This window comes from Pseudomonas sp. AC112 (assembly GCF_979253545.1).
This window is the reverse complement of the sequence record NZ_CEEDCM010000001.1, coordinates 523,640-544,448: the sequence shown is the minus strand read 5'-3', so window position 1 is coordinate 544,448 and position 20,809 is coordinate 523,640. Positions and strand designations below refer to the sequence as shown.

15 protein-coding genes are annotated in these 20,809 nt (G+C 61.4%); 10 read left to right on the top strand and 5 right to left on the bottom strand.

Annotated features, from left to right (window positions below; genetic code table 11):
• Positions 1-105: 105 nt before the first annotated feature.
• Both cysK and AC0IYN_RS02615 read left to right on the top strand, forming a co-directional pair.
• A complete protein-coding gene (gene cysK, locus AC0IYN_RS02620; protein ID WP_406599650.1) occupies positions 106-1,080 on the top strand; it encodes a cysteine synthase A in 975 nt (324 codons plus the stop codon).
• Between the two features lie 109 nt (positions 1,081-1,189).
• A complete protein-coding gene (locus tag AC0IYN_RS02615; RefSeq protein ID WP_033902591.1) occupies positions 1,190-2,128 on the top strand; it encodes an aspartyl/asparaginyl beta-hydroxylase domain-containing protein in 939 nt (312 codons plus the stop codon).
• Positions 2,129-2,254: 126 nt separating this feature from the next.
• Here AC0IYN_RS02615 and acnA read toward each other — a convergent pair whose 3' ends face one another.
• Positions 2,255-4,996, bottom strand: coding sequence for an aconitate hydratase AcnA (gene acnA / locus AC0IYN_RS02610; protein WP_471840445.1), 2,742 nt, complete (start codon positions 4,994-4,996; stop codon positions 2,255-2,257).
• A 191-nt stretch (positions 4,997-5,187) separates the two neighbouring features.
• On the opposite strand from acnA, the gene rlmM reads away from it, so the two are divergent.
• Both rlmM and tusA read left to right on the top strand, forming a co-directional pair.
• On the top strand, positions 5,188-6,264 hold the full coding sequence (gene rlmM, locus AC0IYN_RS02605) for a 23S rRNA (cytidine(2498)-2'-O)-methyltransferase RlmM (RefSeq protein WP_016975248.1): 1,077 nt from the start codon (positions 5,188-5,190) through the stop codon (positions 6,262-6,264).
• Between the two features lie 27 nt (positions 6,265-6,291).
• Positions 6,292-6,543 carry a sulfurtransferase TusA gene (gene tusA / locus AC0IYN_RS02600; protein WP_406599122.1) on the top strand — a complete coding sequence of 84 codons (252 nt, stop codon included), beginning with the start codon at positions 6,292-6,294 and terminating at the stop codon, positions 6,541-6,543.
• On the opposite strand, the gene AC0IYN_RS02595 is transcribed toward tusA, so the two are convergent.
• A complete protein-coding gene (locus tag AC0IYN_RS02595) occupies positions 6,540-7,934 on the bottom strand; it encodes an MATE family efflux transporter (protein WP_099494395.1) in 1,395 nt (464 codons plus the stop codon). The two genes, tusA and AC0IYN_RS02595, sit on opposite strands and share 4 nt — an antisense overlap.
• A 140-nt stretch (positions 7,935-8,074) precedes the next feature.
• Between AC0IYN_RS02595 and pdxB the strand changes: the two genes are divergently transcribed.
• Positions 8,075-9,217, top strand: coding sequence for a 4-phosphoerythronate dehydrogenase PdxB (gene pdxB, locus AC0IYN_RS02590; protein WP_406599120.1), 1,143 nt, complete (start codon positions 8,075-8,077; stop codon positions 9,215-9,217).
• An 80-nt stretch (positions 9,218-9,297) separates the two neighbouring features.
• Here the strand turns inward: pdxB and AC0IYN_RS02585 are convergent, their stop codons facing one another.
• Positions 9,298-9,471, bottom strand: coding sequence for a PA1571 family protein (locus AC0IYN_RS02585; protein ID WP_014717504.1), 174 nt, complete (start codon positions 9,469-9,471; stop codon positions 9,298-9,300).
• A gap of 258 nt (positions 9,472-9,729) precedes the next feature.
• On the opposite strand from AC0IYN_RS02585, the gene AC0IYN_RS02580 reads away from it, so the two are divergent.
• Entirely contained in the window at positions 9,730-11,514 is a 1,785-nt protein-coding gene (locus AC0IYN_RS02580) for an ABC transporter transmembrane domain-containing protein (RefSeq protein WP_457267242.1), read from the top strand.
• Between the two features lie 94 nt (positions 11,515-11,608).
• Here the strand turns inward: AC0IYN_RS02580 and AC0IYN_RS02575 are convergent, their stop codons facing one another.
• On the bottom strand, positions 11,609-13,537 hold the full coding sequence (locus tag AC0IYN_RS02575; protein ID WP_099494397.1) for a transglycosylase SLT domain-containing protein: 1,929 nt from the start codon (positions 13,535-13,537) through the stop codon (positions 11,609-11,611).
• Positions 13,538-13,750: 213 nt separating this feature from the next.
• Here AC0IYN_RS02575 and AC0IYN_RS02570 point away from each other — a divergent pair, with 213 nt between their 5' ends.
• Positions 13,751-15,673, top strand: coding sequence for an ATP-binding cassette domain-containing protein (locus tag AC0IYN_RS02570; RefSeq protein ID WP_078047423.1), 1,923 nt, complete (start codon positions 13,751-13,753; stop codon positions 15,671-15,673).
• A 159-nt stretch (positions 15,674-15,832) separates the two neighbouring features.
• On the opposite strand, the gene AC0IYN_RS02565 is transcribed toward AC0IYN_RS02570, so the two are convergent.
• Positions 15,833-16,273: a universal stress protein gene (locus AC0IYN_RS02565; RefSeq protein WP_078047424.1), complete on the bottom strand. Its 441-nt coding sequence runs from the start codon at positions 16,271-16,273 to the stop codon at positions 15,833-15,835.
• A gap of 105 nt (positions 16,274-16,378) precedes the next feature.
• Here AC0IYN_RS02565 and AC0IYN_RS02560 point away from each other — a divergent pair, with 105 nt between their 5' ends.
• The 3 genes from AC0IYN_RS02560 to fadA all read left to right on the top strand — a co-directional run bounded on the left by AC0IYN_RS02560 (position 16,379) and on the right by fadA (position 20,777).
• Positions 16,379-16,816: a hypothetical protein gene (locus tag AC0IYN_RS02560; protein WP_406599118.1), complete on the top strand. Its 438-nt coding sequence runs from the start codon at positions 16,379-16,381 to the stop codon at positions 16,814-16,816.
• Positions 16,817-17,424: 608 nt separating this feature from the next.
• Complete coding sequence (gene fadB / locus AC0IYN_RS02555) at positions 17,425-19,572, top strand: fatty acid oxidation complex subunit alpha FadB (protein WP_005786151.1); 2,148 nt, start codon at positions 17,425-17,427, stop codon at positions 19,570-19,572.
• 29 nt (positions 19,573-19,601) lie between these two features.
• Positions 19,602-20,777: an acetyl-CoA C-acyltransferase FadA gene (gene fadA, locus AC0IYN_RS02550; protein ID WP_016975260.1), complete on the top strand. Its 1,176-nt coding sequence runs from the start codon at positions 19,602-19,604 to the stop codon at positions 20,775-20,777.
• Positions 20,778-20,809: the final 32 nt, after the last annotated feature.

Genomic DNA, 20,809 nt, shown 5'->3' with positions numbered 1-20,809 from the left:
TAGGAGATTGACTACTATCAAGTGCGCAACGTTCCTCTGACTGGACGCCTTGCAGCACGAGGCATACCCTTGGGGCCTTCCAGAAATCGAGCAATAGGACCCGTCATGAGCCGTATCTTTGCAGACAACGCGCACTCCATCGGTAATACGCCCCTGGTTCAGATCAACCGGATCGCACCGCGTGGCGTGACTATCCTGGCCAAGATCGAAGGGCGTAACCCGGGCTACTCGGTGAAGTGCCGCATTGGCGCAAACATGATCTGGGACGCCGAAAGCACCGGCAAGCTCAAGCCGGGCATGACCATTGTTGAACCGACCTCCGGCAACACCGGCATCGGCCTGGCGTTCGTCGCTGCCGCCCGTGGCTACAAGCTGCTGTTGACCATGCCGGCGTCCATGAGCATCGAGCGGCGCAAGGTACTCAAGGCCCTCGGCGCCGAATTGGTGCTGACCGAGCCGGCCAAAGGCATGAAGGGCGCAATCGAAAAAGCCGGCGAAATCGTCGCCAGCGATCCGGCCACTTACTTTATGCCGGCCCAGTTCGAAAACCCGGCCAACCCGGCCATCCACGAGAAAACCACCGGTCCGGAAATCTGGAACGACACCGATGGCGCCGTGGACGTACTGGTCGCGGGCGTGGGCACCGGCGGTACCATCACTGGCGTGTCGCGCTACATCAAGAACATCGCGGGCAAGCCGATTCTTTCGGTGGCCGTCGAGCCAATGGTCTCGCCGGTGATTACCCAGGCGCTGGCGGGTGAAGAGATCAAGCCCAGCCCGCACAAGATCCAGGGCATTGGCGCGGGTTTCGTGCCCAAGAACCTGGACTTGTCGATGGTCGACCGCGTGGAACTGGTGACCGACGACGAATCCAAGGCCATGGCCCTGCGCCTGATGCAGGAAGAGGGGATTCTGTGCGGTATCTCCTGCGGCGCCGCGATGGCCGTGGCGGTGCGCCTGGCCGAGAAGCCGGACATGCAGGGCAAGACCATCGTGGTGATCCTGCCGGACTCCGGTGAGCGCTATCTGTCGAGCATGCTGTTCAGCGATTTGTTTACCGAGCAAGAAAACCAGGCTTGATTTGAGTCAGCGCCGATAACCCGGGCCTTCTGCATAATGGCCCAACTGTTTATCATGGCCGGCTGCTACGTCTGCTGTTGGCCAGGCGCTTATTTCCAGGAGTTGCTGCATGACCTTTTCTTTGGCCGCCAAACTGTCGGTACTGGCGCTGTTTATCGGTAGCACGTTGTATGTGCACCTGCGCGGCAAGGCGCGTTTGCCGATGTTGCGCCAGTTCGTCAATCATTCGGCACTGTTCGCCCCCTATAACGCCCTGATGTACCTGTTCTCGGCCGTGCCGTCCAAGCCGTACCTGGACCGCAGCAAGTTCCCGGAACTGGATGTACTCAAGGACAACTGGGAAGTGATCCGCGAGGAGGCCATGCACCTGTTCGACGAGGGTTACATCCGCGCGGCGGAAAAGAACAACGATGCCGGCTTCGGTTCATTCTTCAAGAAGGGCTGGAAGCGTTTCTACCTCAAGTGGTACGACAAACCGCTGCCATCGGCCGAGGCGCTGTGCCCGAAAACCGTGGCGCTGGTGAGCAGCATTCCCAACGTCAAGGGCGCAATGTTCGCGCTGTTGCCGGGTGGCAGCCACCTCAACCCGCACCGCGACCCGTTCGCCGGTTCCCTGCGTTATCACTTGGGCCTGTCCACACCGAACTCCGACGACTGTCGCATCTTTGTCGACGGCCAGGTGTACGCCTGGCGCGACGGTGAAGACGTGATGTTCGACGAGACCTACGTGCACTGGGTCAAGAACGAAACCGAGCAGACCCGCGTGATCCTGTTCTGTGACATCGAACGCCCCCTGAGCAACCGCGTGATGACCCGCGTCAACCGCTGGGTCAGCAAGCAACTGGGTCGCGCGACCGCGCCGCAGAACCTTGACGACGAGCGTGTTGGCGGGATCAACCAGGCCTATGCCTGGAGCAAGACCTTCAGCGACAAGTTCAGCGGTGTGGTCAAGCAGTGGAAGCGCAAGCATCCGAAGGCGTATCGCATTGCGCGGCCGGTGCTGGCGGTGGTGGTGCTGGTGCTGCTGTGGAAGTGGTTGTTCGGCTGATTTGAAACGCAGTCAAAACTGTGGGAGCGGGCTTGCTCGCGAATGCGGAGTGTCAGTCGATGCATGCTTGACTGATCCACCGCATTCGCGAGCAAGCCCGCTCCCACATTGGTTTTGCAGTGTTGCTTAAGAGGCGATCAACTGGCGCAGCACGTAGTGCAAGATGCCGCCCGACTTGAAGTATTCCACCTCATTGAGCGTATCGATCCGGCACAGCACCTCGACCTTCTCGCTGCTGCCATCCTCGCGGGTAATCACCAGCGTCAGGTTCATGCGTGGCACGATCTCCACGTCGGTCAGACCGAGAATGTCGATCTTCTCCTTGCCGGTGAGCTTGAGCGACTTGCGGTTCTGATCCAGCTTGAACTGCAGCGGCAGCACGCCCATGCCCACCAGGTTGGAGCGGTGAATCCGTTCGAAACTCTCGGCGATCACCGCCTTGACGCCTAGCAGGTTGGTGCCCTTGGCTGCCCAGTCGCGGCTGGAGCCGGTGCCGTATTCCTGGCCGGCCACCACCACCAGCGGCGTGCCCGACGCCTGGTATTTCATCGACGCATCGTAGATCGGCATTTTCTCGCCAGTGGGGATGTACAGCGTATTGCCGCCTTCTTCGCCGCCGAGCATTTCATTGCGGATACGGATGTTGGCAAAGGTGCCGCGCATCATCACTTCATGGTTGCCGCGGCGTGAACCGTAGGAGTTGAAGTCCCGTGGCTCCACGCCCTGTTCGCGCAGGTAGCGGCCGGCCGGGCTGTCGGTCTTGATATTGCCGGCAGGGGAGATGTGGTCGGTGGTGACCGAGTCGCCCAGCAGCGCCAGCACGTTGGCGCCTTTGACGTCCTTGATGACCGGCAGGGGGCCTGCAATATCGTCGAAGAATGGCGGGTGCTGGATGTAGGTGGAGTCTTTCTGCCACACGTAGGTGGCGGCCTGTGGCACTTCAATGGCTTGCCATTGCTCGTCACCGGCAAACACTTCGGCGTATTCCTTGTGGAACATGCCGGTGCTGACTTGCGCCACTGCGTCGGCGATTTCTTTGCTGCTCGGCCAGATGTCCTTGAGGTACACCGGGTTGCCGGCCTGGTCGTTACCCAGCGGCTCGCTGCTGATATCGATGCGCACGGTCCCCGCCAGGGCATAGGCCACCACCAGCGGCGGCGAGGCCAGCCAGTTGGTTTTCACCAGGGGGTGCACGCGGCCTTCGAAGTTGCGGTTACCGGACAGCACCGACGCCACCGCGAGGTCAGCCTTTTGGATGGCTTTCTCGATCGGCTCGGGCAACGGCCCGGAGTTGCCGATGCAGGTGGTGCAGCCATAGCCCACCAAGTCGAAGCCCAGTTTATCCAAGTACTGGGTCAGGCCCGCCGCCTTGTAGTAGTCGGTGACCACTTTGGAGCCGGGGGCCAGCGAGGTTTTCACCCAGGGTTTGCGGGTCAGGCCCTTTTCCACGGCCTTCTTCGCCACCAGCCCCGCCGCCATCATCACGCTGGGGTTGGAGGTGTTGGTGCAAGAGGTGATTGCGGCGATCACCACCGCGCCGTTCTTCAGGCGATAGGTCTGGCCGTCGTATTCGTAGTCGGTTTCGCCCACCAGGTCGGCGTTGCCCACGGCAACCCCGCCGCCGCCTTCGCTTTCGAGGCGGCCTTCTTCCTTGTTGGTGGGTTTGAATTGCAGGTCGAGGAAGTCGCTGAACGCCTGGCCGACATTCGGCAGGGCCACGCGGTCCTGTGGGCGTTTCGGCCCGGCCAGGCTGGCTTCGACGCTGCCCATGTCCAGGGCCAGGCTGTCGGTGAACACCGGCTCCTGGCCGGCGATGCGCCACAGGCCCTGGGCTTTGGTGTACGCCTCGACCAACTTCACGGTTTCTGCCGGACGGCCGGACAGGCGCAGGTAGTCCAGCGTTACCTCATCCACCGGGAAAAAGCCGCAGGTGGCGCCGTATTCCGGGGCCATGTTGGCGATGGTGGCGCGGTCGGCCAGCGGCAGGTCGGCAAGGCCGTCGCCATAGAACTCGACGAATTTACCCACGACGCCTTTTTTGCGCAGCATCTGGGTCACGGTCAGCACCAGGTCGGTGGCGGTGATGCCTTCTTTGAGTTTGCCGGTGAGCTTGAAGCCGATCACTTCCGGGATCAGCATCGACACCGGCTGGCCGAGCATTGCCGCTTCCGCTTCGATCCCGCCCACGCCCCAGCCGAGTACGCCGAGGCCGTTGATCATGGTGGTGTGGGAGTCAGTGCCGACCAAGGTGTCGGGGAAGGCGTAAGTGCGACCGTCTTCGTCCTTGGTCCACACGGTGCGGCCGAGGTATTCGAGGTTGACCTGGTGGCAGATGCCGGTGCCCGGTGGCACCACACTGAAGTTGTCGAAGGCGCTCTGTCCCCAGCGCAGGAAAGCGTAGCGTTCGCCGTTGCGTTGCATCTCGATGTCGACGTTCTGCTCGAAGGCGCTGGTGGTGCCGAACTTGTCGACCATCACCGAGTGGTCGATCACCAGGTCCACGGGAGAAAGCGGGTTGATGCGCTGCGGGTCGCCCCCGGCCTTGGCCACGGCGGCACGCATGGCGGCCAGGTCGACCACGGCAGGAACGCCGGTAAAGTCTTGCATCAATACCCGAGCCGGGCGGTACTGGATCTCGCGGTCGGACTGGCGCTCTTTGAGCCACGCGGCGATGGCCTTGAGGTCGGCGCCGGTGACGGTCTTTTCGTCTTCCCAACGCAGCAGGTTTTCCAGCAGCACCTTGAGGGACATCGGCAGTTTATCCAGGTCGCCCAGGCTCTTGGCGGCCTCGGGCAAGCTGAAGTAGTGATAGGTCTTGTCGTCGATCTGCAGGGTTTTAAGGGTTCTCAGGCTATCAAGGGATGACATTACATGACTCCTTATGGTCCGCACGGCTACGGACCTGACGGGACGAACAGAGCTTTCAACTTAGCCCTGTTTTCATTAGCAGGCTAATAACTGGACTCTATCGTTAAGTCCAAGGTTCCGAACTCGGCTATCATGCGCGCGTTTTCATGACAGGACTTGCGCTACAGCAAGCCCAGTTGCCAGGAGATTCAATGAACACCCTTTTTATGCACTGCCGCCCGGGTTTTGAAGGCGAAGTCTGTTCCGAGATCGCGGACCTCGCCGCGCGCCTGAACGTTTCCGGCTACGCCAAGGCCAAGACCGGCAGCGCCTGCGCCGAATTTGTCTGCACCGAAGAAGACGGCGCCCAGCGCCTGATGCACGGCCAGCGCTTTGCCGAGCTGATCTTCCCGCGGCAGTGGGCGCGCGGGGTATTCATCGACCTGCCGGAAACCGACCGCATCAGCGTGATCCTCGCTCACCTGCGCGAATTCCCGGTGTGCGGCAGCCTGTGGCTGGAGATGGTCGACACCAACGACGGCAAGGAGCTGTCGAACTTCTGCAAGAAATTCGAAGTGCACCTGCGCAAAGCCTTGCTGAACGCCGGCAAGCTGGTGGACGACCCGAGCAAGCCGCGCCTGCTGCTGACTTTCAAGAGTGGCCGCGAAGTGTTCATGGGCCTGGCCGAGTCGAACAACTCGGCGATGTGGCCGATGGGTATCCCGCGGCTCAAGTTCCCCCGCGAAGCCCCCAGCCGCTCGACCCTCAAGCTGGAAGAGGCCTGGCACCACTTCATCCCCCGCGACCAGTGGGACGAGCGCCTGCACGGCGACATGACCGGCGTCGACCTCGGCGCAGCGCCGGGCGGCTGGACCTGGCAGTTGGTCAACCGTGGCATGCTGGTAACCGCCATCGACAACGGCCCCATGGCTGAAAGCCTGATGGACACCGGCCTGGTGCAACACTTGATGGCCGACGGTTTCACCTTTGTGCCCAAGCAGCCGGTGGACTGGATGGTGTGTGACATCGTCGAGAAGCCGGCGCGCAACGCCGCATTGCTCGAAACCTGGATCGGCGAGGGGCATTGCCGTGAGGCGGTGGTGAACCTGAAGTTGCCGATGAAACAGCGCTACGCCGAAGTGAAGCGCCTGCTGGAACGCATCGAAGACGGTTTCAAAGCGCGCGGCATCCGCGTGGAGATCGGCTGCAAGCAGCTGTACCACGACCGTGAGGAAGTGACCTGCCACCTGCGTCGGTTGGTGGATGTGAAGAAAACCAAGGCCCGGTAGACTGGCGGCCAGTTCCAGGAGTAGATCATGAGCGATATTTTCGACACCGCCGTCGACGGCACCCTAGATGCAACAGGCTTGAATTGCCCGGAGCCCGTGATGATGCTGCACCAGCACATCCGCGACCTGCCGCCAGGCGGCTTGCTCAAGGTGATCGCGACCGACCCGTCCACGCGCCGCGATATTCCCAAGTTCTGCGTGTTTCTCGACCACGAGCTAGTGGATCAGCAGGAGCAGGCCGGTAAGTACCTGTACTGGATCCGCAAGAAGTCCGCTTAAACCCGCGCCTTGTCGGCGCGTATGCGCCGGCGTGCACTGCGCGCCAGGCGCACCAGCAACATCCCCGCCGCACAGCTGAGGCCCACGATCAGCCCTTGCCACAAGCCGCTTGGGCCGCTGGGTTCGCCGAGCCAGTCGGTCAGGCCCAAGGCATAACCCACCGGCAGGCCCACGCCCCAGTATGCGAACAGGGTTAGCACCATGGTCACGCGGGTGTCCTGGTAGCCACGCAATGCGCCCGCCGCCGTGACCTGGATCGAGTCGCTGAACTGGAACAGCGCCGAGAACACGATCAACATCGACGCCAGGTGAATGACCACCGGGTCCGGGGTGTAGATCGCCGCAATCTGCTCACGAAACACCAGCATCAGGCTGCAGGACAGGCAGGCATACGCCAGCGCAGTGCCCATGCCGACACCCGCCGCGAAGCGTGCTTCACGCGGCTCGCCACGGCCGAGGGCCTGGCCGACGCGCACGGTGACGGCCATGCTCAGGGAGTAGGGGATCATGAACACCAGCGAGCTGACGTTCAGCGCGATCTGATGGCCCGAGACCACGGTGGCGCCGAGGCTGCCGATCAGCAGGGCGATGACCGCGAAGATGCTCGATTCGGCAAAGATCGCGATGCCGATGGGCAGGCCAATCCCCAATACACGCTTGATCACGGCCCATTGCGGCCAGTCGAAACGCTTGAACAGTTCGCTGCTCTGGTAAGCCGGGCCCCAGCGCGTCCAGACCGCCAGGCCGAGCATCATCACCCACATCGCAATGGCCGTGGCCCAGCCGCAACCGACGCCGCCCATGGCGGGCACGCCCAGGTGGCCGTAGATGAAGATGTAGTTCAGCGGGATATTCAGCGCCAGGCCACACAGGCCCATCACCATGCTCGGCCGCGTGCGGCCCAGGCCGTCACTGAAACAGCGCAGCACGTAATACAGCGCAATGGCCGGCATACCGGCAGCGATGCCGTGCAGGTAGCCCATGGAGGGTTCTATAAGATCCGGTTCCACCTTCATCGCCTGCAGGATCGGCTCGGCGCAGAGCAGCAACAGCGAGGCGGTGATACCGACCACCACGGCCAGCCACAAGGATTGACGCACCAGTGGGCCGATCTCGCTGAACTGCCCGGCCCCGTAACGCTGCGCGACTTTGGGCGTGGTGGCCAGCAGCGTGCCGGTCATCAGCAGGTACACCGGGATCCAGATCGAGTTGCCCAGGCCCACGGCCGCCAGGTCCTGGGGGCTGACGCGCCCGGCCATCACCGCATCGACAAAACTCATCGCGGTGGTCGCCAGTTGGCCGATCATGATCGGCAGGGCGAGCGTCAGCAGGCCGCGCACTTCCCGGCTGATGCGGGCGGGGCGAGTGAGGGTGGCGGTGGCAGTGTTCACGTACAGGTGTCCCGTAGAAGGAGGCGCAAGGACGGCGGATTCTACGCCTTGACGCATCGGTCAGGAAAAAACCAGTGTTAGCGATTTGTAAGCGAGGGCTGCGATCCCTGTACACTGCGGGTCCGCCAAAGGAGCCTGCCATGCTGATTGTTGCCGACGAAAATATTCCGCTGCTCGATGCATTTTTCCAGGGGTTTGGCGAGATTCGCCGCGTGCCCGGCCGTTCCATTGACCGCGCCACGGTCGAGCAGGCTGATGTGTTGCTGGTGCGCTCGGTGACCAACGTCAACCGCGCGCTGCTGGAGGGCACGAAGGTGCGCTTCGTCGGCACTTGCACCATCGGCACCGATCACCTGGACCTCGACTACTTCCAGCAGGCCGGCATCCAGTGGTCCAGCGCCCCAGGCTGTAACGCCCGTGGCGTGGTGGACTACGTGCTTGGCAGCCTGCAGACCCTGGCAGAGATCGAAGGTGCCGACCTCAATCAGCGCACCTACGGCGTGGTCGGCGCCGGTGAAGTGGGCGGGCGGCTGGTCAAGGTGCTCAAGGGCCTGGGCTGGAATGTGCTGGTGTGCGACCCGCCACGCCAGATCGCCGAGGACGGGGATTACGTCAGCCTGGCGCAGATCATCGAGCAGTGCGACGTGATCAGCCTGCACACGCCGCTGACCAAGTCCGGCAACGGCTCCACCTGGCACCTGTTCGACCGCCAGCGGCTCAACCAGCTCAAGCCCGGCACCTGGCTGATCAACGCCAGCCGTGGCCCGGTGGTCGACAACGCCGCCCTGCGCGAGGTGTTGCTGGCGCGCGAAGACCTGCAAGCGGTGCTGGATGTGTGGGAGGGCGAACCTGAAGTGGACGTCGACCTGGCGGACCTGTGCGTGCTGGCCACGCCGCATATCGCCGGCTACAGCCTGGACGGCAAGCAGCGCGGCACGGCGCAGATCTATCAGGCGTTCTGCGCGCACCTGGGTCAGGAGCCGAGCATTCATTTGAGTGATTTGCTGCCCCCACCCTGGTTGGCCGAGGTGCACCTGAATGCCGCCACCGACCCGGCTTGGGCCTTGGCGACCCTGTGCCGCAGCGTGTACGACCCGCGTCGTGACGATGCGGATTTCCGTCGCAGCCTGGTGGGCACCGTGCAAGAGCAGCGCAAGGCGTTTGACCTGCTGCGCAAGCATTACCCGGAGCGCCGTGAAATTGATGGCTTGAAGGTGCGTATCCACGGGGAATCCGCCGCACTAGCCGCGATAGCCACGGCCCTCGGTGCCGACGTGCACTAACTGTATGACTCCTACACGGGGTGTGTTTCGAGCATAAAAAACCCGGCCACCAGGGCCGGGTTTGAAAGAGCGTAGGCGTTTCAGCCTTGCTGGGCAGGCTTGACCAGTCGCTGTTCCAGTTCGCTGCACGCTTGCTGGATCATCTCTTCGGTAATCTGCACTTCGCGGCCCTTGGCGTCGATGTACGAGCAAGGCAACTGCTGCGGCTGGCGGATCACTTCAATCTTGGCATCGCTGCTATTTTGCAAGGTCATGGCCTGTCTCCTCATCAGGTTGTGTCCCTATTGTGCTTATCACTCTAAGCCGCCCGCGTGACGAGGCTGTTACAACTCCCTGCAAGGTCACCGGTTCGAACACCCAGTCCACCAGAAACCGCTATACATTTCCAGCCTGGGGTTAGACCGATAGCCTCTAGGGATCAGCATCGGCGGGCATAATTAACCTGACTCATTGTTATTTACCCGAGTTCCCCCAATGTTGTGGTGTAGACACTTATCTCCCTTGCGCAGGTGATGCCCTCCATGTTCTCCGTCCGTCAACGCCGTGCGATCCGCCTGGCCAGCCGCTTCATTGCGCCCTACCGCTGGCACGCCCTCGGCGCCCTGTTGGCGCTCATTGTCACCGCAGGCATCACGTTGTCCATGGGGCAGGGTATTCGCCTGCTGGTGGACCAGGGGTTCATGACCCAATCACCGCACCTGCTCAACCAGTCCATCGGCCTGTTCATGGTGCTGGTGCTGGGCCTGGCAGTGGGCACCTTTGCACGGTTTTACCTGGTGTCGTGGATCGGCGAACGGGTGGTGGCGGATATCCGTCGGCAAGTGTTCAACCACCTGATCTACTTGCATCCGGGCTTCTACGAGAACAATCGCAGTTCGGAAATCCAGTCACGGCTGACCACCGACACCACCTTGTTGCAATCGGTGATCGGCTCATCGCTGTCACTGTTCCTGCGCAATGCCTTGATGGTCATCGGTGGCATCGTGCTGCTGTTTGTCACCAACCCCAAGCTCACCAGTATCGTGGTGGTGGCGCTGCCGCTGGTGTTGGCGCCGATCCTCATCTTCGGCCGACGCGTACGCAGCCTGTCGCGCCAAAGCCAGGACCGCATCGCCGACGTGGGCAGCTATGTGTCCGAGACCCTCGGGCAGATCAAGACCGTGCAGGCCTACAACCATCAAGTGCAGGACGAGCAGCGCTTCGCCGTGACCGTGGAAGACGCCTTCACCACTGCGCGCAAACGCATCACCCAGCGCGCCTGGCTGATTACCCTGGTGATCATGCTGGTGCTCGGCGCCGTAGGGGTGATGCTGTGGGTCGGTGGCATGGATGTGATCAACGGGCGCATCTCCGGTGGTGAGCTGGCGGCGTTTGTGTTCTATAGCCTGATCGTCGGCAGCGCGGTCGGTACCCTGAGCGAAGTGCTCGGCGAGCTGCAGCGCGCTGCCGGTGCCGCCGAGCGGATTGGCGAGTTATTGCAGTCGAGCAACGAAATCCAGGCGCCCGCCGCCGGGACCGTCCAACTGCCGGAACGGGTCAGTGGCCGCATGGAGCTGCAAGGCCTGCGCTTTTCCTACCCTTCACGGCCCGACAGTTACGCCATCGACGGCCTGGACCTGACCATCAACGCCGGTGAAACCCTGGCGCTGGTGGGCCCGTCCGGTGCGGGCAAGTCGACGATTTTTGACCTGCTGCTGCGCTTCTACGACCCCCAGCATGGCCGCATCCTGCTCGAAGGCCACCCGCTGACCGAACTCGACCCCATGGACCTGCGCCGCCACTTCGCCCTGGTGTCCCAGAGCCCGGCGCTGTTTTTCGGCAGCGTCGAAGAGAACATCCGCTACGGCAACCCGACGGCCACCCTCGAACAGGTCGAAGCCGCCGCGCGCATTGCACACGCCCATGACTTCATCCTGCAAATGCCCGACGGCTACCGGACCCACCTCGGCGACGGTGGTATGGGCCTCTCCGGCGGTCAACGCCAACGCCTGGCCATCGCCCGCGCCTTGCTGGTAGACGCGCCGATCCTGCTGCTGGACGAGGCCACCAGCGCCCTCGATGCCCAGAGCGAACATTTGATCCAGCAAGCGCTGCCGCAACTGATGCAAGGGCGCACCACGCTGGTCATCGCCCATCGACTGGCCACGGTGAAGAACGCTGACCGCATCGCCGTGATGGACCAGGGCAAGTTGGTGGCGGTAGGCACGCATCAACAACTTATTGCGAGCAATCCGTTGTATGCGCGGTTGGCAGCGTTGCAGTTCAGTGATGGGGTAGAGGAAAGCGCCACACACTAACGCTCACTGCCCATAAAAAAATGCCCGTATTGAGAAATACGGGCATTTTTTATTGAGCTTGAAGCTTCAAGCTTGACGCTTAACGCTGCCTTTACTACTGATCATCAAAATACCGCTCATGCCAATCCACCAACGGCTGGGGTGAATTGAGCTTCTGCCCGTAGATCACCGAATAAGACAGCACGTTTTGCACATATTGGCGGGTTTCGTCGAACGGGATGCTTTCCACCCACACGTCGAAACTCAGGTGGTCTGCGCCGCGCAGCCACTGGCGCACACGGCCTGGGCCGGCGTTGTAGGCGGCGGAGGCGAGCACGCGGTTGCCGTTGAACTGGCTGTGCACCTGGCTAAGGTAAGCAGCGCCGAGCTGGATGTTTTTGTCCGGGTCCAGCACCTGGGCCGGGGAGGCCAGGGGGATGCTGAACTTGCGCGCGGTTTCCTTGGCAGTGCCGGGCATGAGTTGCATCAGGCCGCTGGCGCCGACGCCGGAGCGGGCGTCGTCCATGAAGGCGCTTTCCTGGCGGGTGATTGCAAACACCCAGCTGGAATGCAGGCCACGCACCTTGGCTTCACGCACCAGAGTGTCGCGGTGGGCCATCGGGAAGCGGATGTCCAAGTCGTCCCAATACTGCGCCTGGCTGATGGTGCGGATCGCCGGGAAATACCACTTCATGTCGTAGGCCAGCTTGGCCTGGGCGACCATCTCGTCGCGGTTGAAGTGACGGCTGACGTGGTACCACTCGCGGCGGCCATCCACGATCTGGCCTCGGGCGTAGAACTCCAGCGCACGGCGTACGCCGGGGGTGTTGCGCACCTTGTTGAGTAGCGCCTGGCTCATTGGCAGCGGTTTGTTCTTCAACTGGTACGGGGCCTTGGAGCGATCCGCTGCGAGGAAGCCGTAGAAGTCGCGCTCTTGCGACAGGTGCTTGTACAGGACCAGCGCTTGCGGGTTTTTCGGCTCGGCCAGTTCCAGGCTGCGGGCCTGCCAGTAGCGCCAGCGGTTGGTGGTGGCCAGGTCTTGTGGGAGTTTGCGGGTCAACTGGTAGGCATCTTCCCAGCGGGCCAGGCGCAACAGCAGGCGCAGGCGCCACTCGGAGACTGTGTTGTCACGCAGTTCAGGGTCGTACTTGGTCATCACCTCGAGGGCGCGCGGGTCATAGCGCTTGGCCAGGGTGAGGCCGATTTCGCGGGCGATCGACACTTTTTCGTCACGCGAGAAGTGCATGCTGCTGGCGTAGCCGTCGAGCAGGGCCATGGCCTTGTCCGGATCCTGGCGTGCCAGGCGGCGCAAGCCGAGGCCCACGGCGTCAGACATGGCCTCAGTGGCCGGCAGGAAGCGGGACGGGTCGCTGAGCATGTCGGGCTTCTGCGCCACGTCCACCATCAAGCGACCTTGGGCGCCGAGGGTGGGCAGGGTTTTCACCAGGCTGTTGGCCAGGGCGTAGTTGCGCGCTTCGGCGGCAAGCTTGGCGCGGTCCCAGATCTTCTGTTCGGTGAGTTGGCCGTCTGCCGCCCACTGCCCGAAGGTGACATCGCAGGCCGCCGGTTGGGACTTGCCAGTCATCCAGAGTTTTTCGGCGGTCTTATAGCCTTCCGCCTTCAAGTTGTGGGTGAGCTGGTACTGCCCATGCAGGCAGTCCAGCTCGACGAAATTGAGCTTGGCGTCGTAGTACTTTTCAAAGGTCTGCCAGTCCCCGCGTTCAGCCAGCCAGCGCAACCAGCGCAGTTTCATCCAGTTGGCCTGGGGCAGGTCGCCGTTTTTGGCGAGGAACTGCTCGATTTCCTGGTTGCTCGCGGTTTTCAGGCGGGCGGTCAGCTCGTCGTAGGCCAGGTACGGTGTCAGCGGGTAGTCGGCCAGGGCCTGGCTGTATTGCATGTACGGGCCGGTATCGCCCTTGGCCAGGGCGCGTTTGGCTTCATCGTAATATTGACGTTGGGTGGTGAGGTCCACGGCCTGGGCGGATTGAACGGCGGTGGCAGAGAGAAGCAGACAAGATAAAAGATTAAAAAGGCGACTGCGCATGAGACGTCCGTGCAGAGAAATCACGACTAGCACCGGCACCGCCGACACTGATTGCCCCTAGCTTAGCCTTTTGCCCGCAGCCTAAGAAAGCTTTGCCGGCCGGTTCGTTCAAGTTCGCCGGAAATGTCCTACAGAACGTGTCGACAGCGAAAATGCCAGCCGCATCCCACCCTCAACTCAGGTAGAATGCGCGCCCAGTTTTTGGAGAAGCGTATGACCCTGCTCAAATTCAGCGATGTGTCCCTTGCTTTCGGCGCTATGCCGTTGTTGGACAAGGTGTCCTGGCAGATCGCCCGTGGTGAGCGGGTGTGCATCATCGGCCGCAACGGCACCGGCAAATCCAGCATGATGAAGCTGGTAAAAGGCGACCAGAAGCCCGACGACGGCTCTGTATGGCGCGCCCCGGGCCTCAAGATTGGCGAATTGCCGCAAGAATTGCCGGTGGCCGACGGACGGACAGTGTTCGACGTGGTTGCCGAAGGACTGGACGGCGTGGGTGAGCTGCTTGCGCAATACCATCACCTGGCGCAGAACTGCGTCACCGAAGAAGACCTGGACAAGCTGATGCACGTCCAGCAGGACCTCGAAGCCCGTGATGGTTGGCGCCTGCAGCAACTGGTCGACAGCACCCTGAGCCGCCTGCAACTGCCGGCCGACAAGACCCTCGCCGAGTTGTCCGGTGGCTGGCGTCGCCGCGTGCTGCTGGCCCAGGCCCTGGTGTCCGAGCCCGACCTGCTGCTGCTTGACGAACCGACCAACCACTTGGATATCGGCGCGATTGCCTGGCTGGAAGAAGCCCTCAAGGACTTCCAGGGCGCCGTGCTGTTCATCACGCACGACCGTTCCTTCCTGCAGAACCTGGCGACCCGCATCCTCGAACTTGATCGTGGCGGCCTGATCGACTGGAACGGCGACTACGCCAGCTTCCTGGTACACAAGGAAGCCGCCCTGGCTGCCGAAGAAACCGCCAACGCGCTGTTCGACAAAAAGCTGGCCCAGGAAGAAGTCTGGATCCGCCAGGGCATCAAGGCCCGTCGCACCCGTAACGAAGGCCGCGTGCGTGCCCTGAAGGCCCTGCGTGTTGAGCGCAGCGAGCGTCGTGAGCGCACCGGCAAGGCCAATATCCAGCTGGACACCGCCGACAAGTCGGGCAAGCAGGTGATGGTGCTGGAGAACGTCAGCTTCCACCACCCGGATGGCCCGTTCCTGATCAAGGACTTCTCCATGGTCCTGCAGCGCGGCGACCGTATCGGCCTGCTGGGCGCCAACGGCACCGGCAAGACCACCTTGCTCAAGCTGATGCTCAGCGGTCTGCAACCGACCAGCGGCACCGTGGAAGAAGGCACGCGCATTGACGTGGCCTACTTCGACCAGCTGCGCCACCAGTTGGACCTGGAAAAAACCGTGATCGACAACGTCGCCGAAGGCCGCGACTTTATCGACATCGACGGCCAGAGCCGCCACGTGCTCAGCTACCTGGGCGACTTCCTGTTCAGCCCGCAACGTGCGCGTACACCGGTGAAAGCCTTGTCCGGTGGTGAGCGTGCGCGTCTGCTGCTGGCCAAGCTGTTCAGCAAGCCGGCCAACCTGCTGGTACTCGACGAACCGACCAACGACCTCGACGTGGAAACCCTCGAACTGTTGGAAGAAGTGCTGTTGACCTTCAACGGCACCGTGTTGATGGTGAGCCACGACCGGGCATTCCTCGACAACGTGGTCACCAGCACCCTGGTCTTCGAAGGTGAAGGCAAGGTGCGTGAATACGTCGGTGGTTACCAGGACTGGCTGCGCCAGGGTGGTTCGCCGCGTTTGCTGGGTGTGACCGAAAGCAAGTCCGGCAAGGCTGACTTGACCTCGGCAGTCGTGGCACCTGTGGTTGCCGAGGCTGCACCGGTCCAGGACGCTGCACCGGCGGCCAAGAAAAAGCTCAGCTACAAGCTGCAGCGTGAACTGGAAGCCTTGCCGGGTGATATCGACGCCAAGGAACAGCAGATCGCCGCGGTAGAGGCGCAAATGGCTGACGCGGGCTTCTACCTGCGTCCCGCGGCGGAAACCGCCAAGGTCATCGCCTCCCTGGAAACATTGAACCAGGAGCTGGAAGCGTTGGTTGAGCGTTGGGCTGAGCTGGATGCCTGAGTGATTCCAGTGCATTAAAAAACCCGGTGTTCATCTGATGAACACCGGGTTTTTTATAGGAACCTGTAGGAGCCGGCTTGCCCAAGATTGCATTCTGTCAGGCCATACATCTGGTGGCTGACAGTCCGCTATCGCTGGCAAGCCAGCTCCTACAAGGGGTTATGCGTTTTTGATCAGTTTGACGGCCAGCACATCGCACGGCGCACCGTGCAGCACATCATTGGCTGTAGAACCCAGCAACAGCGCTAAACCGTGACGACCATGGCTACCCACCACGATCAAGTCGCAAGCCTTTTCCTTGGCCAGATGGTGGATTTCCTGGCGCGGTTGGCCGTACGTCAGGTGGCAGTCTTCCTTTTTCAGGTGCGGGTATTTGAGAATCAAACGGTCCAGGCGCTCCTTGGCCTGGTCAAATTGTTGTTGCTGCAACTGGGAAAGGTCCATGGGCACGTCGCCACCAAAGGCCATGGCCATGGGCTCGACAATATGCACCAGCGACAGTATGGCGCCATTGGCCAATGCAGATTCCTGCGCGCGCTTGATCACCGGATCGCACTCTTCGGTCAGATCGACAGCGACCAGAATATGTTGGTAGGGCATGAGGCGTTCCTCCAAGGGACTGCAATATGTTCAGTATGGCTGCTTTCAAGCGGATGGGGTTGCGTCAGGTCAAATCCGCTCATCTAGAAATTCGGGAGTACACATATGACGGTCTGGATAGTGGTGTCAATCCTTGTGGTGGTTCTGAGCCCCCTGGCATGGCTGCGCCCGTCGCGCCACCAGAGCGGGCGCATGGCCCTGCGCATGGAGGCACGCCGCATCGGCCTGGCCATGCAATTGGCGCCTCAGGAGTGGCCGCACTGGCTCAAGCAAGAGCCGCCGAGCCCCTGCGCGCAGTACTGCAGGCCGCGGCGGGGCAGCACCCCGGCGATCTGGAGTTACTGGCAGCTGGAGCCGGGGGTGTGGGTCAATCAGTGGCGCGAAGTGTGCGTGGATGAGAAGTTGTTGCCGCATTTTGCAACGCTGCCGGCCAACGTCTACAAGGTCGAGGCCGACAAGCAGATGATCGCCTTGTATTGGGGCGAGAAGGGTGAGGCAAGTGTGTTGAAGGCTATCGATGCGTTGCTCAAGGCCTTGGCCTGACACCGACCCTGGCGGCCTGCGACAACCCCTGTAGGAGCCCGGCTTGCCGGCGATGGCGTTCTCAAGATTGGCGCAATGTTTGCGGGCCCCATCGCCGGCAAGTCGGGCTCCTACAGGTTGTGCGCGAACAGCAGGCAATAAAAAGCCCGACATCATCATCGGGCTGGAGTTGGCCAGGCAGGCCGGTAAACCTGTGGTACCCGCGTCGGATGTTCATCCAGGCGCGTTACGGTTGTCGCTAGCCTAGCGGCATATCCGGTTCTGTACAGCCTTTTCCCACATCTTTTCTATTATTGATTTCGTGAATATTTGAATATTGATGAATCACGGGCTTAGGGTCGGGGTTCTGAAATGACTGGAAAGTCGCGTTTTTCCTAGCCTTTCGAGCGATTGACAATTGTCCGGAATTGGATGAAGGTGGCGTACCCAAATCAAACGGGCGTATGAATTGAGCGTTTGTCTGTCAGACTGCTCATACAGAACCCCGACTATCGCATTGGCGGGTGTGCCTGGCGGATTGGCATGAGCATTGACGCAACGGTCAGTGTCCAACCAGAGGCCAGCGTCCAATGTGTACTGTTCAGCTTCCATATCGTGGAGATCAGTTGATGATTTACGAAGGTAAAGCCATCACGGTTAAGGCTCTTGAAAGTGGCATCGTCGAACTGAAGTTCGACCTCAAGGGTGAGTCCGTCAACAAGTTCAACCGTCTAACCCTGAATGAATTGCGTCAGGCCGTAGACACCATCAAAGCAGATGCTTCGGTCAAGGGCGTGATCGTTTCCAGCGGCAAGGACGTGTTCATCGTCGGCGCTGACATCACCGAATTCGTCGACAACTTCAAGCTGCCCGATGCCGAGCTGGTGGCTGGCAACCTCGAAGCCAACAAGATTTTCAGCGATTTCGAAGACCTCAATGTTCCCACCGTGGCTGCCATCAATGGCATCGCGCTGGGCGGCGGCCTGGAAATGTGCCTGGCTGCAGACTTCCGCGTCATGTCGGCCACCGCCAAGATCGGCCTGCCCGAAGTCAAGCTGGGCATCTACCCAGGCTTCGGCGGCACCGTGCGCTTGCCGCGCCTGATCGGTGCCGACAACGCCATCGAGTGGATTGCAGCTGGCAAGGAAAACAAAGCTGAAGACGCCCTGAAAGTCGGTGCCGTCGACGCTGTGGTTGCCCCGGACAAACTGGCCGAAGCCGCACTGAACCTGATCAAGGGCGCCATCAGTGGCGAATTTGACTACAAGGCCAAGCGTCAGCCGAAGCTGGAAAAACTCAAGCTCAACGCCATCGAACAAATGATGTCGTTCGAAACCGCCAAGGGTTTCGTGGCTGGCCAGGCCGGCCCGAACTATCCGGCGCCGGTTGAAGCGATCAAGACTATCCAGAAAGCCGCGAACTTCGGTCGCGACAAAGCCCTGGAAGTGGAGGCGGCTGGTTTCGTCAAACTGGCGAAAACCTCGGCGGCCCAGAGCCTGATCGGCCTGTTCCTGAACGATCAGGAGCTGAAGAAAAAGGCCAAGGCCTACGACGAAATCGCCAAGGACGTGAAACAGGCTGCCGTACTCGGCGCCGGTATCATGGGCGGCGGTATCGCCTATCAGTCGGCGTCCAAAGGCACGCCGATCCTGATGAAAGACATCAACGAGCACGGTATCGAGCAAGGCCTGGCAGAAGCCGCCAAGCTGCTGGTCGGTCGTGTGGACAAAGGTCGCATGACCGCTGCGAAAATGGCTGAAGTGCTTAACGGCATTCGTCCTACGCTGTCCTACGGTGATTTCGGCCACGTCGACCTGGTGGTCGAAGCGGTTGTCGAAAACCCGAAGGTCAAGCAAGCCGTGCTGGCCGAAGTGGAAGCCCAGGTCAAAGACGACACCATCCTGGCCTCCAACACCTCGACTATTTCCATCTCGCTGCTGGCCAAGGCCCTCAAGCGTCCGGAGAACTTCGTCGGCATGCACTTCTTCAACCCGGTGCACATGATGCCGCTGGTGGAAGTGATTCGTGGGGAGAAGTCCAGCGAGCTGGCCGTTGCCACTACCGTTGCCTACGCCAAGAAAATGGGCAAGAACCCGATCGTGGTCAATGACTGCCCGGGCTTCCTGGTCAACCGCGTGCTGTTCCCGTACTTCGGCGGTTTCGCCAAGCTGGTCAGCGCCGGTGTGGACTTCGTGCGCATCGACAAGGTCATGGAAAAATTCGGCTGGCCGATGGGCCCGGCGTACCTGATGGACGTGGTCGGCATCGACACCGGTCACCACGGTCGCGATGTGATGGCTGAAGGCTTCCCGGACCGCATGAAAGACGACCGCCGCTCGGCGATCGACGCGCTGTACGAGGCCAAGCGCCTGGGCCAGAAGAACGGCAAGGGCTTCTACGCCTACGAGGCGGACAAGAAGGGCAAGCAGAAGAAAGTGGCCGACCCTTCGGTGCACGAAGTACTGGCGCCGGTCATCTACGAACAGCGTGAGGTGTCGGACGAGGACATCATCAACTGGATGATGATCGCCCTGTGCCTGGAAACCGTACGTTGCCTGGAAGACGGCATCGTCGAGACCGCTGCCGAAGCCGATATGGGCCTGGTATACGGTATTGGTTTCCCTCCATTCCGTGGTGGTGCGCTGCGTTACATTGATTCGATCGGTGTGGCTGAGTTCGTTGCCCTGGCTGACAAATACGCTGATTTGGGCCCGCTGTACCACCCGACCGCGAAGCTGCGTGAAATGGCCAAGAACGGCCAGAGCTTCTTCGGTTAAGCGCCCAGACGACTAGAGCGAGAATATTTATGAGCTTGAATCCAAGAGACGTGGTGATTGTCGACTTCGGTCGCACACCGATGGGCCGCTCCAAGGGCGGCATGCACCGCAACACCCGTGCCGAAGATATGTCGGCGCACCTGATCAGCAAGTTGCTGGAGCGCAACGTCAAGGTCGACCCGAACGAAGTCGAGGACGTGATCTGGGGCTGCGTCAACCAGACCCTGGAGCAGGGCTGGAACATCGCGCGCATGGCGTCGTTGATGACCCAGATCCCGCACACCGCTGCCGGCCAGACCGTCAGCCGCCTGTGCGGTTCGTCGATGAGCGCGCTGCACACCGCCGCCCAGGCGATCATGACCGGCAACGGTGACGTGTTCGTGGTCGGTGGCGTGGAGCACATGGGCCACGTCAGCATGATGCACGGCGTCGACCCTAACCCGCACATGTCGCTGTACGCGGCAAAAGCCTCGGGCATGATGGGCCTGACTGCGGAAATGCTCGGCAAAATGCACGGCATTACCCGCGAAGCCCAGGACGCGTTCGGCCTGCGCTCTCACCAGCTCGCCCACAAGGCGACCGTGGAAGGCAAGTTCAAGGATGAAATCATCCCGATGAACGGTTATGACGAGAACGGTTTCCTGAAATTGTTCGACTACGACGAAACCATTCGTCCGGATACCACCCTGGAAAGCCTGGCGGCGCTCAAGCCGGCCTTCAATCCAAAGGGCGGCACCGTGACAGCCGGTACTTCGTCGCAAATCACCGACGGTGCCTCGTGCATGATCGTGATGTCGGCGCAGCGTGCCCAAGACCTGGGTATCCAGCCGCTGGCCGTGATCCGTTCGATGGCAGTGGCGGGTGTGGACCCGGCAATCATGGGCTATGGTCCAGTACCGGCCACACAAAAAGCCTTGAAGCGCGCAGGCCTGACCATCAACGACATCGACTTCTTCGAGCTCAACGAAGCTTTCGCCGCACAGGCCCTGCCCGTGCTGAAAGATTTGAAAGTGCTCGACAAGATGAATGAGAAGGTTAACCTGCACGGCGGCGCGATTGCCCTGGGCCACCCATTTGGTTGCTCCGGTGCGCGTATCTCCGGCACTTTGCTCAACGTGATGAAGCAAAATGGCGGCAACCTCGGGGTAGCCACCATGTGCATTGGTCTCGGCCAAGGCATTTCCACCGTCTTCGAACGCGTCTAAGCGTTGGGTTGACGGAAGCCGGGGCCCAGTGC

Excerpts from the sequence above, each read along its gene's own strand:
- cysK (WP_406599650.1), top strand. The coding sequence starts at position 106 with ATGAGCCGTATCTTTGCAGACAACGCGCACTCCATCGGTAATACGCCC.
- AC0IYN_RS02615 (WP_033902591.1), top strand. The coding sequence starts at position 1,190 with ATGACCTTTTCTTTGGCCGCCAAACTGTCGGTACTGGCGCTGTTTATC.
- acnA (WP_471840445.1), bottom strand. The coding sequence starts at position 4,996 with ATGTCATCCCTTGATAGCCTGAGAACCCTTAAAACCCTGCAGATCGAC.
- rlmM (WP_016975248.1), top strand. The coding sequence starts at position 5,188 with ATGAACACCCTTTTTATGCACTGCCGCCCGGGTTTTGAAGGCGAAGTC.
- tusA (WP_406599122.1), top strand. The coding sequence starts at position 6,292 with ATGAGCGATATTTTCGACACCGCCGTCGACGGCACCCTAGATGCAACA.
- pdxB (WP_406599120.1), top strand. The coding sequence starts at position 8,075 with ATGCTGATTGTTGCCGACGAAAATATTCCGCTGCTCGATGCATTTTTC.
- AC0IYN_RS02585 (WP_014717504.1), bottom strand. The coding sequence starts at position 9,471 with ATGACCTTGCAAAATAGCAGCGATGCCAAGATTGAAGTGATCCGCCAG.
- AC0IYN_RS02580 (WP_457267242.1), top strand. The coding sequence starts at position 9,730 with ATGCCCTCCATGTTCTCCGTCCGTCAACGCCGTGCGATCCGCCTGGCC.
- AC0IYN_RS02575 (WP_099494397.1), bottom strand. The coding sequence starts at position 13,537 with ATGCGCAGTCGCCTTTTTAATCTTTTATCTTGTCTGCTTCTCTCTGCC.
- AC0IYN_RS02570 (WP_078047423.1), top strand. The coding sequence starts at position 13,751 with ATGACCCTGCTCAAATTCAGCGATGTGTCCCTTGCTTTCGGCGCTATG.
- AC0IYN_RS02565 (WP_078047424.1), bottom strand. The coding sequence starts at position 16,273 with ATGCCCTACCAACATATTCTGGTCGCTGTCGATCTGACCGAAGAGTGC.
- AC0IYN_RS02560 (WP_406599118.1), top strand. The coding sequence starts at position 16,379 with ATGACGGTCTGGATAGTGGTGTCAATCCTTGTGGTGGTTCTGAGCCCC.
- fadB (WP_005786151.1), top strand. The coding sequence starts at position 17,425 with ATGATTTACGAAGGTAAAGCCATCACGGTTAAGGCTCTTGAAAGTGGC.
- fadA (WP_016975260.1), top strand. The coding sequence starts at position 19,602 with ATGAGCTTGAATCCAAGAGACGTGGTGATTGTCGACTTCGGTCGCACA.